Source organism: Serratia sp. 506_PEND (genome assembly GCF_001076875.1).
Taxonomy (GTDB): domain Bacteria; phylum Pseudomonadota; class Gammaproteobacteria; order Enterobacterales; family Enterobacteriaceae; genus Serratia; species Serratia marcescens.
In genome coordinates this window covers 1-12,876 of record NZ_JVEL01000340.1, presented here as the reverse complement: position 1 = coordinate 12,876, position 12,876 = coordinate 1, and the positions used below count along the sequence as shown (strand labels likewise).

Here is a 12,876-nt window from a genome sequence, read left to right as displayed (position 1 = left end):
GTTGCTATGTTGACGGTATTCGCCGCTACTTTCGTGTTGTTCCTGCTGATCGTCGGCGGCATGTCGCTGGGCTATGTGTTCAAACGCAAAAGCCTGCAGGGCAGCTGCGGCGGCATCACCGCGCTGGGCATGGAGAAAGTCTGCGACTGCCCGGAGCCGTGCGATGCGCGCAAAAAGCGCGAAGCCAAAGCGGCGCAGCGGCGCGAGCAGTTGGAAAAGCACCGTATTCTGTAGCGAAGTGAAAACCCGGCCCTGGCCGGGTTTTTTTATTTCGCCTTGCGGAAACTTTTCGCCTCGGCCGGCGAGTTGACCATCACGCCGTCGGCGCCCAGCGCCAGCGCCTGCTGATACGCCTGCAGCGTGTTGACGCCGAACAGAATGATGTGCGCCGGGCCCTGCGAGCGGAAACAATCCATCGACTCTTTATCCCAGGTCAGAAACGCCTTCGACCGCCCTTCGCCGAGGGTGTACTTCTCCACCACTTCCACCTCGCGCTTCAGCTCCAGCCCGTACCAGCGCGGCTGCCGGTTGTCCGGTTTGACATCGCACTGGTGCGCCATGGTGACGTTGGCCAGCAGCGTGCGGGTTTCGTCGCGGCTTTCGAAGCGCGGGACGGCCGGCGGCAGCGCCTGCAGGTATTTGGCGTCGGTAGAGTAGACGCGGGTGCGATTCAGGCTGTCGGTGCTTTCCAGCGTCGCCAGCAGCGCCTGGCCAAACTGCGCCGGATCGGCATCCGGGGATTTGATGTCCAGATAGAAAGTCACGCGCGGAAAGGCCTTCAACACCTCATCCAGCCGCGGAATGCCGATACCCTGGCCGCGGAACGGATGCGCATCGCCTTTGGCGAACGCCCAACCGGCGTCGGTCTTGGCCAGCTGCGCGGCGGTATAGGCAGAAACCGGGCCCTGCCGATTGGTCAGCGCCTTCAGATCCGAGGGGCGATACAGCACGATGACGCCGTCTTTGGATGCTTGCAGGGTGATCCAGATGGCGTCGGCGCCGTTTTTCAGCGCGGTTTCGATGGCGATGCGAGTGTTTTCCGGCGCATCGGCGGTGCCGCCGCGATGGGCGACGATCGCCGGCGCATGACCGGCGGCGGCGCTGGCCGCCAGCGCGCTCAGCGACAGCGCGGAAGCCAGCAGCAAATGAGAAAATCTGATCATGTAGGGTACCTTGTCGTTATCGTTGTGGTGAGCCGCACGGGATGGCGGAAATCATACTATTGAAAAATTAAGCTTTTTTAACAACGCGGAAATATCTGTCAGAAACGCCGCTTTCCTCGAAGCCTGCGGCCTTGAGCTTTTGGTACCTGGCTGTATACTTATACAGTATTATTGGAGGGTGCGATGCGTAAAATCATTCATGTCGATATGGACTGCTTCTTCGCGGCAGTGGAGATGCGCGACGATCCCAGCCTGCGCGATATCCCGCTGGCGATTGGCGGTAGCGCCGATCGCCGCGGGGTGATCAGCACCGCCAACTACCCGGCGCGGCGCTACGGCGTGCATAGCGCCATGTCCACGGCGATGGCGCTCAAACTGTGCCCGCATCTCACCCTGCTGCCGGGGCGCATGGCGGCCTACAAAGAAGCTTCGCAGCACATCCGTGAAATCTTTGCCCGCTATACCCCGTTGATCGAGCCGCTTTCGCTCGACGAGGCCTACCTCGACGTGACCGACAGCCCGCAATGCAACGGTTCGGCGACGCTGATCGCCCAGGAAATCCGTCAGGCGATCGCCGACGAGCTGAACCTCACCGCGTCGGCCGGCATCGCGCCAATCAAGTTTCTCGCCAAAATCGCCTCCGAGATGAACAAGCCGAACGGGCAATACGTGATCACCCCGGCGCAGGTGCCGGCGTTTTTGCAGCAGCTGCCGCTCAGCAAGATCCCCGGCGTCGGCAAGGTGACCGCCAAGCGGCTGGAGGAAGTGGGGCTTATCACCTGCGCCGACGTGCAGCAATACGATTTGGCGCAGCTGCTCAAGCGCTTCGGCAAGTTCGGCCGGGTGCTGTGGGAGCGCTGTCAGGGCATCGATCGGCGCGAAATCTCTCCTGAGCGGCTGCGCAAATCGGTGGGGGTGGAGCGCACGCTGGCGGAGGATATTCACGACTGGGAAGACTGCGAAACGCTGATTATCGACAAACTCTATCCCGAGCTGGAGATGCGGCTGCGCAAGGTGAAGCCGGATCTGCACATCGCCCGGCAGGGCGTGAAGCTGAAGTTTCAGGATTTTCAGCAAACGACCCAGGAGCACGTCTTCCCGGTGCTGAACCGGCAGGATTTGCTGGAGGTGGCGCGGCAGGCGTGGCGCGAGCGGCGCGAAGGACGCGGCGTGCGGCTGGTGGGGCTGCATGTGACGCTGCTCGATCCGCAGCTGGAGCGGCAGCTGGCGCTGCCTTGGGAATAAAAAAGCCGGCGAGTCGCCGGCTTTTTGCGTTAAGCGCGCAGATTACGCGCGCTCAGGGATCGCTTTCAGCAGCGAGGTCAGCAGCTTCCAGTACAGGCCGACGCTTTCGATATGCACTTGCTCATCCGGCGAGTGCGGGCCGGTGATGGTTGGCCCGATCGATACCATGTCCATGTTTGGATACGGCTTTTTGAACAGACCGCATTCCAGGCCGGCGTGGATCACCATGATGTTCGGCGTCTTGTCGAACAGATCCTGATACAGCTCGCGCACCAGGTGCATCACCGGCGAGTCGGCGTCCGGCTGCCAGCCCGGGTAGCCGCCCTTCGGCGCCACTTTAGCACCGGCCAGCTGGCCCAGCGCGGTCAGCATCTCGACCACGTAATCTTTGCCGCTGTCGATCAGAGAGCGGATCAGGCAGATGATTTCCGCTTCATTTTCGCTGGTGGTGACCACGCCGACGTTCAGCGAGGTTTCCACTACGCCTTTGACCGCGTCGCTCATGCGGATCACGCCGTTCGGCGTGCCGTTCAGCAGCGCCAGGAAGCGCTGTTGGCTGTCGGCGCTCAACGCCTGCGAAGCGCTGGTGGCCGGCTCCAGCAGCACGGTGATGTTCTTCTCTTTGGCGGAGAGTTCGTTCTGCAGCACGGCCAGGAACTCCTGGCTCAGCGCTTTCAGCGCGTCGGCTTTGTCCGCCGGCACCGCTACCACCGCGGAGGCTTCACGCGGGATGGCGTTGCGCAGGGTGCCGCCGTTCAGGTCCAGCACGCGCAGGTTCAGCGCCGCCGCATGGGCGAACAGGAAGCGCGCCAGCAGTTTGTTGGCGTTGCCCAGCCCGACGTGGATCTCGGCGCCGGAATGGCCGCCTTTCAGGCCCTTGAGGGTCAGCTTCAGGGTTTGGTAACCGGCCGGCACCGCTTCGCGCTGCAGCGGCAGGGTGGTGATGAAGTCGATACCGCCGGCGCAACCCATGTAGATTTCGCCTTCTTCTTCGGAATCGGTATTGATCAGGATGTCCGCCTGCAGCCAGTTCGGCTGCAGCCCGAAGGCGCCGTCCATGCCGGCTTCTTCGGTCATGGTCAGCAGCACTTCCAGCGGGCCGTGCTCAACGCTGTCGTCGGCCAGCACCGCCAGGGCGGAGGCCATGCCGATGCCGTTGTCGGCGCCCAGCGTGGTGCCGCGCGCTTTCACCCACTCGCCGGCGATATAAGGCTGGATCGGATCCTTGGCGAAGTCGTGCACGGTGTCGTTATTCTTTTGCGGCACCATGTCCAGGTGCGCCTGCAACGCGACCGGCTTGCGGTTTTCCATGCCTTTGGTGGCCGGCTTGCGCAGCAGGATATTGCCGACCTGATCGCGCTCAGCGTGCAGGTTCTTTTCTTTGGCCCAGGTGAGGATGTGCTGCGCCAGCGCTTCTTCATGATAAGAAGGGTGCGGGATAGAACAGATCTTGGCGAAAATATCCCACAGCGGCTGTGGCGAAAGCTGAGACAATTCAGACACTATAAGTCTCCTGTGACGGCAGGCTCCGACAGGACGGGCGTGCCGCGCGGTTAAGGTGAGCGGGTATCTGTGCGTCGTGGCACGATCGTCAGAGAATATCACTTTATTTCCGGCGGTGCGCCCCCCGTATTGTGCGGTTTAAGCGCTTGATCACACGGCTTCGCGGCGGGAATGCTCGCTTTTTCAGCATCAATCACCGAAAAGCCGCCCGGCGGAAATCGCGAGGTTTTCCTCGGTACAGCTGGAATTCAACGCGGCCAGTCTCTATAATCTCGCGCAACCTTTTTTCCCCTGAACTATAAAGTAAGCCGCTTCACCAACCGGCTGGGACACGATTCTATGAGCGAAAAATACGTTGTTACCTGGGATATGCTGCAAATACATGCACGCAAGCTGGCGCACCGCCTGCTGCCTGCCGACAAATGGACCGGCATCATTGCCGTCAGCCGCGGCGGCCTGGTGCCGGCGGGCCTGCTGGCGCGCGAGCTGGGCATCCGCTATGTGGATACCGTCTGCATTTCCAGCTATGACCATGACAACCAGCGCGAAATGAAAGTGCTCAAGCGCGCCGAAGGCGACGGTGAAGGCTTCATCGTGGTGGACGATCTGGTGGATACCGGCGGCACCGCGAAAGCGATCCGCGACATGTACCCGAAAGCGCATTTCGTCACCATCTTCGCCAAGCCGGCGGGCCGTCCGCTGGTGGACGACTACGTGATCGACATCCCGCAGGACACCTGGATTGAGCAGCCATGGGACATGGGCGTCAGCTTCGTTCCCCCTATCGGCGGTCGCTAAGCCCAGCCAGTTCCAAGTCAACGCCCGGTTATGCCGGGCGTTTGTTTAATGATAAACGTGATGGCGTTGTCAGGCTTACCGAAGGCAAGATATAAAAAATAAGGAAAATCAATTTATTGATTTTCGGCTGTTGACCACAAAGGAGGAAAAACCACGCTTTTTCCTCCTTTGTCAGCCGCCTGACGCCCGGTTATGCCGGGCATTTGCGTTATCTTGGTTTATCCCGCCAGAGTTAGGTACACTACCTCCAGTTAAGTAGGCCTGTTGCGGCCTATCGCCAGATTTACGGAGGCTGTTGTTACCATGGCACAGGCCAACCTTTCTGAAATTCTTTTCAAGCCCAAATTCAAACACCCCGAAACCTCGACGCTGGTGCTGCGCGCGCGCAACAAAGTGAGCGCCGCCATGCATTCCGCATTGGAAGGCGACACCACCGGCAGCTGGTATCGCATGCTGAACCCGCTGCTGTGGGCCTGGCGCGGCGTCAGCCCGATCGAAATCCACGAAGTGTTGGCGCGCATCGCCGCCTCGGACGCCGAGCGCAGCAACCCGCAGCGGCTGGATACCGTGGTGGGCTACCGCAACGGCAACTGGATCTACGAGTGGATCCATCAGGGCATGCAGTGGCAGCAGCGGGCGACGGAGCAGCAGGATCCGCTGCTCGGCGGCGAGTACTGGCTGAAGGCCGCGAGCCTGTACAGCATCGCCGGCTACCCGCATCTGAAGGGCGACGAGCTGGCTGAACAGGCGGAGATGCTCGCCAACCGCGCTTATGAAGAGGCGGCGCTGCTGTTGCCGTATCAGCTGAAAGAGCTGGAGTTCCGCATCGAAGGCGGCGGTTGCGTCACCGGTTTCCTGCACATGCCCGAGAAGGGCGAGGCGCCGTTCCCGACGGTGCTGATGTGCGGCAGTCTCGATACGCTGCAGACTGACTATCATCGCCTGTTCCGCGACTACCTGGCGCCGCACGGCATCGCCATGCTGACGCTCGACATGCCGTCGATCGGCTCCTCCTGCAAGTGGAAGCTGACGCAGGACTCCAGCTACCTGCACCAGCAGGTGCTGATCCAGCTGGCCTCGGTGCCGTGGGTGGATCATCAGCGGGTGAGCGCTTTCGGCTTCCGTTTCGGCGCCAACGTGGCGGTGCGCTTGGCCTATCTGGAGCCGCAGCGGCTGCGCGGCGTGGCCTGCCTGGGGCCGGTGGTGCATCGCCTGCTGTGCGACAGCAGCACCCAGTTGAACGTGCCGGACATGTATATGGACGTGCTGGCCAGCCGCATGGGCATGGCTAACGCCTCGGACAACGTGCTGAAGGTGGAGCTGAACAGCTACTCGCTAAAAATGCAGGGGCTGCTGGGGCGCCGTTGTCCGACGCCGATGATCTCCGGCTACTGGGAGCGCGATACGCTCAGCCCGAAAGAGGAGTCGCAGCTGATCGTCACCTCCTCGGTGAGCGGCAAGCTGGTCGCCATCCCGCGCACCCCGGTTTACGACAGCTTCCACCGGGCGTTGCTGCAGATGTCCGGTTGGCTGAGGGACAAAATGCGTTAATTAGTTGCTAAATTTTAACAGTTTGTTAAAAAGAGTGGTCTACATTGAGGAGGTTAGAGAATGACGTTACCGAGTGGTCACCCTAAAAGCCGACTAATGAAACGTTTTGCCAGCTTGGGGCCGTACCTGCGTGAAGGGCAATGTGAAAACGACCGTTTTTTCTTTGATTGTTTGGCCGTCTGCGTCAATGTAAAGCCCGCTCCGGAGAAGCGTGAGTTCTGGGGCTGGTGGATGGAGCTGCAGGCGGAAGAGGCGCGCTTCACCTATTCGTACCAATTCGGCCTGTTCGACAAGGAAGGCGACTGGACGGCGCAAAACATTAAGGATGATGAAGTGAACGCCAAGCTGGAAGACACCCTGCGCGACTTCCATCGCCGCCTCGGCGAGCTGCTGGCGACCATGGAGCTGGGGCTGGAACCCGCCGACGATTTCAAAGAAAAACTGATCAAACTCTCCGCCTGACCCCGTTTGACCACGTATTGTGCTGATTTCGCGTTGTGCCTGTTGGCATAACGCGTCTCTCCTGTTACAAAGACCTTTGCACTCTTCTTCTCATCATTACACACGGCAGAAATACTATGAACGGCAGCCAGACATTGGTTGTGAAATTGGGCACCAGCGTGTTGACCGGCGGATCGCTGCGTCTTAACCGCGCCCACATCGTCGAATTGGTGCGCCAGTGCGCGCAGCAACACGCCGCGGGCCACCGCATCGTCATCGTCACCTCCGGCGCCATCGCCGCCGGGCGCGAACACCTGGGCTACCCCGAGCTGCCCGCCACCATCGCCTCCAAGCAGCTGCTGGCGGCGGTGGGGCAGAGCCGGCTGATCCAGCTGTGGGAACAGCTGTTCTCCATTTACGGCATCCACGTCGGGCAGATGCTGCTGACGCGCGCCGATCTGGAAGACCGCGAGCGCTTCCTCAACGCGCGCGACACCATGACTGCGTTGCTGGACAACCGCATCGTGCCGGTAATCAATGAGAACGACGCCGTCGCCACCGCCGAAATCAAGGTGGGCGACAACGATAACCTGTCGGCGCTGGCGGCCATTCTGGCCGGGGCCGACAAACTGCTGCTGCTGACCGATCAGCAGGGCCTCTACACCGCCGATCCGCGCAACAACCCGCAGGCCGAACTGATCCGTGAAGTGCACGGCATCGACGACGCGCTGCGCGCCATCGCCGGCGACAGCGTCTCCGGTCTGGGCACCGGCGGCATGGGCACCAAGCTGCAGGCGGCCGACGTGGCCTGCCGTGCCGGCATCGACGTGGTGATCGCCGCCGGCAGTAAGCCGGGCGTGGTGGCGGACGTGATCGAAGGCAAACCGGTGGGCACCCGTTTCCACGCGCTGGAAACCCCGCTGGAAAATCGCAAGCGCTGGATCTTCGGCGCGCCGCCGGCCGGTGAGATCACCGTCGACGACGGCGCGGTGGAAGCGATGATGGCGCGCGGCAGCTCGCTGTTGCCGAAGGGCATCCGCGAAGTGAAGGGCGATTTCTCGCGCGGCGAAGTGATCCGTATCCGCAACCTGGCGGGGCGCGATCTGGCGCACGGCGTCAGCCGCTATAACAGCGATGCGATGCGGATGATCGCCGGGCACCACTCGCAGGAAATCAGCGAGATCCTCGGTTACGAATACGGTCCGGTGGCAGTGCACCGCGACGATATGATTGTCAGTTAAGGAGTGAGCATGCTGGAGCAGATGGGGAAGGCCGCCAAGCAGGCCTCCTGGCAGCTGGCGGTGCTGAGCACGGCGAAGAAGAATCAGGTGCTGTCGGTGATGGCCGACAGGCTGGAAGCCAACAGTGAGGCGATCCTGCTGGCGAACGAACAAGACATGGCGCAGGCGCGCGCCACCGGCATGAGCGAAGCGCTGCTCGATCGCCTGCTGCTGACCCCGGCGCGGTTGGCGGCGATCGCCAACGACGTGCGCCAGGTATGCCGCCTGAACGATCCGGTCGGCCACGTGCTGGACGGCAACCTGCTGGACAGCGGGCTGAAGCTGGAGCGCCGCCGGGTGCCGCTCGGCGTGATCGGCGTGATTTACGAGGCGCGGCCGAACGTCACCATCGACGTCGCCAGCCTGTGCCTGAAAACCGGCAACGCAGTGATCCTGCGCGGCGGTAAAGAGACGCACAATACCAACCAGGCTACGGTGAAAGTGATCCAGCAGGCGCTGGAACAGTGCGGCCTGCCGGCGGCGGCGGTGCAGGCGATCGACAGCCCGGATCGCGCGCTGGTGAACGAACTGCTGCGTCTGGATCGCTATGTCGACATGCTGATCCCGCGCGGTGGCGCCGGCCTGCACAAGCTGTGCCGCGAGCAATCGACCATTCCGGTGATCACCGGTGGCATCGGCGTGTGCCACACCTACGTGGATGCCGACGTCGATTTCGACAAGGCGCTGACGGTCATTGAAAACGCCAAGATCCAGCGCCCGAGCGCCTGTAACTCGCTGGAAACGCTGCTGGTGAACCGCAGCATCGCCGCCGAGTTCCTGCCTGCGCTGAGCGCCAAAATGGCGGCGGCCGGCGTGACGCTGCACGCGGCGGAAAACGCGCTGCCGCTGCTGCAGGGCGGCCCGGCGACGGTGGTGCCGGTGAACGCGGAGGATTACGACGACGAATGGCTGTCTCTGGATCTGAACGTGTTGCTGGTGGACGATATCGATCAGGCCATCGACCACATCCGCACCCACGGCACCAACCACTCCGACGCGATCCTCACCCGTTCGCTGAGCAGCGCCGAGCACTTCGTGCGCGCGGTGGACTCCTCGGCGGTGTACGTCAACGCCAGCACCCGCTTCACCGACGGCGGCCAGTTCGGCCTGGGCGCAGAAGTGGCGGTGAGCACCCAGAAACTGCACGCCCGTGGCCCGATGGGCCTGGACGCGCTGACCACCTACAAGTGGATCGGCTACGGCGACGATCTGGTGCGCAGCTAAGGCCGCATTGCGGTCATAAAGACGTCAGGGCGCAGCGGGCTGCGCCCTGATTTTTTTGTGAAGGGGGCAACGCGCGGCAGTCTGGCTGCTTGCAAAACAACCAAACGCCCCGGTGGCTATTGACTCATTTCGTGCACGGGTCTACCTTGTTCAACGCACTTCCGGCTTGCCCCGCAGGTCCGGCTCGATGCCGATATAGCTCAGTTGGTAGAGCAGCGCATTCGTAATGCGAAGGTCGTAGGTTCGACTCCTATTATCGGCACCAATTAAATCAAATAGTTACGTTAAAATTCCTAACTCTTACATCATCTGTAGAAATCCATGTAAGTGCTAGTGTAAGTAAATTTGGTCAATGCTGGTCAACGCTTTTGTCAGGTGGGCTAAGGATTTTTTAGGCTTTGGCTGGTTTAAGCTCTCATGTCTTGATACCTGATGCTGGTTTATCAATGCATTCTTGTGACACCCTTTATTCTATCATCCTCTTCAAAAAATTGTGGTCATAAGCTACTGGATTCTACTGACTGCAACAACCTGTTCACTATAAGCGATGGCTGCAACCCCTGATGTAATGCAAGGGTTGCAGCCACGTCATTATGATCTCTTCGCGTTGATCCTTCATTACTGATTCGAAATTACCTCTCATTATCCTTCAGTACCACGCTGTCTGTGTTTCATATCTCTGGACCTAAAAGGCACCTGGGCGGTGTGTTTAAAAACATGTGCAGTAACATTACTGATTTTAATGGTAACGATGCATGATGATTTAGGGTTAGTCTCGGGGACTGACCCTGTAGTAAAAAGAGATACAACGCCCTTCCTGTAGCAGATGAAACACTTCCCTGAAATTTAAGTGTGATTAATATCACAAAAATAAACCTCCATTAGTATGTTATTTATACACCGTTCAGAGTAAATGCAAATTCTGCGCAACTTCTTGCTTAACTTTCAGCATAAATCACTTTTTACGCAATAAACGCCGTGGAATTGCGGACTTTACGCAACTTCTTGCTTGATTTTGAGCAAGATCTTGCGCGCCCCGTTTTTGAATCTGGGGTGAAAAATAAAAAGTTAATCCAAAACAACAAGATAGGAAGGTGGCATGAAAATTGCTATATATTTGAACCGCCCCGGTTTTATGGGTGAGTGTTAAGTCCGGAAATTCAGGCTGTCAGAGCTTCATTCCCGATGGAAGCATAATACGCTTTTTCGGCTTAAACAGGCGGGATTTCACCGTGCTGACGTGTGACTGAATACTGAGAAGATAAATTGGTGAACGCCGCTCGTGTGGTCACTATTACTGATAACAGGAGAGATAATGTGGCAGACGGTACAGGATTACAGTTTACAGTAAAGATGGGAAATTTATCCGCCAGTACCTTTGCTGTGGTGGAATTTACGCTTGATGAAGCATTGAATAAGCCCTTTTCGCTGAGCCTGAAACTGGCGAGCCCACAGCCCGGAATTGATTTTGGGGATGTTCTGGACCAGCCCTGCGAGCTGATGGTCTGGTACAACGGTGAACTGCAACGTCGGATCAGTGGAATTGTCAGTAATTTTGCACAAGGCGATACCGGATTTCGCCGTACCCGTTATGAAGCTATTGTACAGCCTGCACTCTGGCGTACAGAACTTCGTACCAATTGTCGGATTTTTCAGCTGAAAAAGCCGCAGGATATCATTGGTGAAATACTGGAAGAGGCGGGTATCCTGGACTATGACTTTTCACTTCGTCAGGAACATATTGCCCGTGAATATTGCGTACAGTACCGGGAAAGTGATCTGGCTTTCATCACCCGTATTGCCGCAGAGGAAGGGATGTTTTTCTGGCATGAATTTGAGTCAGGGAAGCATCGGGTGGTGTTTGCTGACCATATCGGTGCGCTGGAGAAAAAGAACGATCCGTTATTCTTTAACATTGCGAATCAGGGGCTTGAACAGGGTCCCTATGTCCGACAGTTCCGCTATGCCGAAGGGGTAAGAACATCGTCGGTGGAGTTACGGGATTACAGCTTCAAAAATCCTGCTTACAACCAGTCAAACAAGAAGGTAAGTAACGATCTGGATCATCAACGTGCGACGTATGAATACTACGATTATCCGGGGCGTTATAAACAGGGTGACAGTGGTAAAGCGTTCAGTTCATATCGTCTGGATGCACTCAGAGCTGATGCTGTTACCGGGAACGGATTGTCAAACTGTGCAGAGCTGCGTCCCGGTCTGAGGTTTACGCTGGAGGAGCATCAGAACGAGACATTCAACGCTTCATGGCAGGTGGTGTCGGTTTTTCACGAAGGAAAACAACCTCAGGCACTGGAAGAAGAAGCAGGAAGTGAACCAGCGACATTTACTAATACATTTGGTGTCATTAAAGCCGGAACGGCATGGCGGGCAATGATGCCTAATCGTCCGATGGTGGATGGTCCGCAAATAGCCATTGTCACGGGACCTGCCACGGAAGAAATCTACTGCGACGAACATGGTCGTGTGAAGGTGAAATTTCCGTGGGAGCGCTACGGAAGAAGTGACGATTTGAGCTCCTGCTGGCTTAGGGTAAGTCAGGGATGGGCGGGAGGTCGATACGGAATGGTAGCAATTCCCCGAGTGGGTCATGAAGTGGTGGTGAGTTTTCTTGAAGGGGATCCGGATCAGCCGATCATTACAGGACGTACTTTCCATGGCGTAAATCTGACGCCTTATCCGTTGCCGTTGCATAAAAACCGTATGGTCCTGCGTTCAGACACCGTTCAGGGCGATGGCTATAACGAACTTTCCTTTGAAGATACCGCAGGTAGTGAAGAAGTTCTGCTTCATGCACAGAAAAATATGGCGCTACGGGTACTCAATTCCAAAGACGAACGTGTTGAATATAACCGGACCAGTAGCATCGGAAATGATGAAGAGCTGGTGGTTGCCAACAATCGTAAAGTGACAGTCGAGGGCAACCAGGAGCAGAAAATCACCGGGAATAACCTGGTGAAGACAGAGGGCAATCACGGTGTACAGGTTAAGGGCGATCTGGCACAGAAGATCAGTGGCGCTTTCAGTACAGACAGTAACGGTGACCTGACGTTGCAGAGCGCAAGCAAACTGACATTAAGGGTCGGCAGTACCTTTATTGTTGTTCATGAAGGTGGGGTGGATGTTAAAGGCAGTACTATCAACCTGAATTCTGGCGGCAGTCCGGGAGATCTGTTGGTCCCGGCAGATCCTGCCATTCTGAAAGCAGCTGCATCGCAAGGGGCCTTGTTTGTTGAACATTGTCCAATGGAGGCACAAAACAATGGATGATGTTATTACCTGGGCTATTGTGGACGCAGCGGCGGAGCCAGAGGTCTTCACTATGCTGGAAGCGCTCGATCCGCCTCATACCTGTTTGTACGCTGAGCCGGTGACAGAAGAAATCCTCAACGTGGCACCTTTTCTTATACTGGCGACACAGGATGTTCTTACGTGGCTCAAAGTACGTCGGCCACCCTGGGGAATACTGCTGGAAAGCCAGGCCAATATGATCACTCTGCGTCAGCATCTGCGAAAATATCTGCACGCCCTGCTTCCTGGGGAGAAAACACCCGTTTATTTTCGTTTTTACGACCCTCGCAATATCTGGCCTTTAATATCGGTATTGTCTCCGTGGGAACTGCATTCATTTCTCGGGCCGATAAATGCGATTA

The 12,876-nt window shown here is 57.9% G+C and carries 11 protein-coding genes and 1 tRNA gene; 10 read left to right on the top strand and 2 right to left on the bottom strand.

Annotation, left to right across the window (positions count from 1 at the left end; all coding sequences use genetic code 11):
• Positions 1–6: 6 nt before the first annotated feature.
• The gene (gene nqrM / locus ADK28_RS10700) at positions 7–234 is read left to right on the top strand and encodes a (Na+)-NQR maturation NqrM (RefSeq protein ID WP_016928987.1); all 228 of its coding nucleotides are present in this window, start codon (positions 7–9) and stop codon (positions 232–234) included.
• 32 nt (positions 235–266) lie between these two features.
• Here the strand turns inward: nqrM and ADK28_RS10695 are convergent, their stop codons facing one another.
• Positions 267–1,163 (bottom strand): glycerophosphodiester phosphodiesterase family protein, encoded by an 897-nt coding sequence (locus ADK28_RS10695; protein ID WP_033641308.1) that lies wholly within the window; start codon positions 1,161–1,163, stop codon positions 267–269.
• Positions 1,164–1,346: 183 nt separating this feature from the next.
• Between ADK28_RS10695 and dinB the strand changes: the two genes are divergently transcribed.
• Positions 1,347–2,408: a DNA polymerase IV gene (gene dinB / locus ADK28_RS10690; RefSeq protein ID WP_048795648.1), complete on the top strand. Its 1,062-nt coding sequence runs from the start codon at positions 1,347–1,349 to the stop codon at positions 2,406–2,408.
• A gap of 42 nt (positions 2,409–2,450) precedes the next feature.
• Here dinB and pepD read toward each other — a convergent pair whose 3' ends face one another.
• Positions 2,451–3,911, bottom strand: coding sequence for a beta-Ala-His dipeptidase (gene pepD / locus ADK28_RS10685; protein ID WP_048795647.1), 1,461 nt, complete (start codon positions 3,909–3,911; stop codon positions 2,451–2,453).
• A 339-nt stretch (positions 3,912–4,250) separates the two neighbouring features.
• On the opposite strand from pepD, the gene gpt reads away from it, so the two are divergent.
• The 8 genes from gpt to ADK28_RS10645 form a co-directional block, all read left to right on the top strand.
• Positions 4,251–4,709 (top strand): xanthine phosphoribosyltransferase, encoded by a 459-nt coding sequence (gene gpt, locus ADK28_RS10680; protein WP_004930253.1) that lies wholly within the window; start codon positions 4,251–4,253, stop codon positions 4,707–4,709.
• A 303-nt stretch (positions 4,710–5,012) separates the two neighbouring features.
• Positions 5,013–6,260, top strand: coding sequence for an esterase FrsA (gene frsA / locus ADK28_RS10675; RefSeq protein WP_016928979.1), 1,248 nt, complete (start codon positions 5,013–5,015; stop codon positions 6,258–6,260).
• A gap of 60 nt (positions 6,261–6,320) precedes the next feature.
• Entirely contained in the window at positions 6,321–6,722 is a 402-nt protein-coding gene (gene crl / locus ADK28_RS10670) for a sigma factor-binding protein Crl (RefSeq protein WP_004930258.1), read from the top strand.
• Between the two features lie 116 nt (positions 6,723–6,838).
• Positions 6,839–7,942 carry a glutamate 5-kinase gene (gene proB, locus ADK28_RS10665; RefSeq protein ID WP_015376738.1) on the top strand — a complete coding sequence of 368 codons (1,104 nt, stop codon included), beginning with the start codon at positions 6,839–6,841 and terminating at the stop codon, positions 7,940–7,942.
• A 9-nt stretch (positions 7,943–7,951) separates the two neighbouring features.
• Positions 7,952–9,205, top strand: a complete 1,254-nt coding sequence (gene proA / locus ADK28_RS10660; protein WP_015376739.1) for a glutamate-5-semialdehyde dehydrogenase — start codon at positions 7,952–7,954, stop codon at positions 9,203–9,205.
• Positions 9,206–9,394: 189 nt separating this feature from the next.
• A tRNA-Thr gene (locus ADK28_RS10655) sits at positions 9,395–9,470 on the top strand.
• 1,052 nt (positions 9,471–10,522) lie between these two features.
• Complete coding sequence (gene tssI / locus ADK28_RS10650) at positions 10,523–12,493, top strand: type VI secretion system tip protein VgrG (protein WP_048795646.1); 1,971 nt, start codon at positions 10,523–10,525, stop codon at positions 12,491–12,493.
• The coding region (locus ADK28_RS10645) for a DUF4123 domain-containing protein (protein WP_048795645.1) at positions 12,486–12,876 on the top strand (391 nt) is incomplete at its 3' end. The genes tssI and ADK28_RS10645, both read left to right, overlap by 8 nt.

Bases quoted from the DNA above. Each gene is read 5' to 3' on its own strand.
- ADK28_RS10695 (WP_033641308.1), bottom strand. From the start codon at position 1,163: ATGATCAGATTTTCTCATTTGCTGCTGGCTTCCGCGCTGTCGCTGAGC.
- frsA (WP_016928979.1), top strand. From the start codon at position 5,013: ATGGCACAGGCCAACCTTTCTGAAATTCTTTTCAAGCCCAAATTCAAA.
- crl (WP_004930258.1), top strand. From the start codon at position 6,321: ATGACGTTACCGAGTGGTCACCCTAAAAGCCGACTAATGAAACGTTTT.
- proA (WP_015376739.1), top strand. From the start codon at position 7,952: ATGCTGGAGCAGATGGGGAAGGCCGCCAAGCAGGCCTCCTGGCAGCTG.
- dinB (WP_048795648.1), top strand. From the start codon at position 1,347: ATGCGTAAAATCATTCATGTCGATATGGACTGCTTCTTCGCGGCAGTG.
- proB (WP_015376738.1), top strand. From the start codon at position 6,839: ATGAACGGCAGCCAGACATTGGTTGTGAAATTGGGCACCAGCGTGTTG.
- nqrM (WP_016928987.1), top strand. From the start codon at position 7: ATGTTGACGGTATTCGCCGCTACTTTCGTGTTGTTCCTGCTGATCGTC.
- gpt (WP_004930253.1), top strand. From the start codon at position 4,251: ATGAGCGAAAAATACGTTGTTACCTGGGATATGCTGCAAATACATGCA.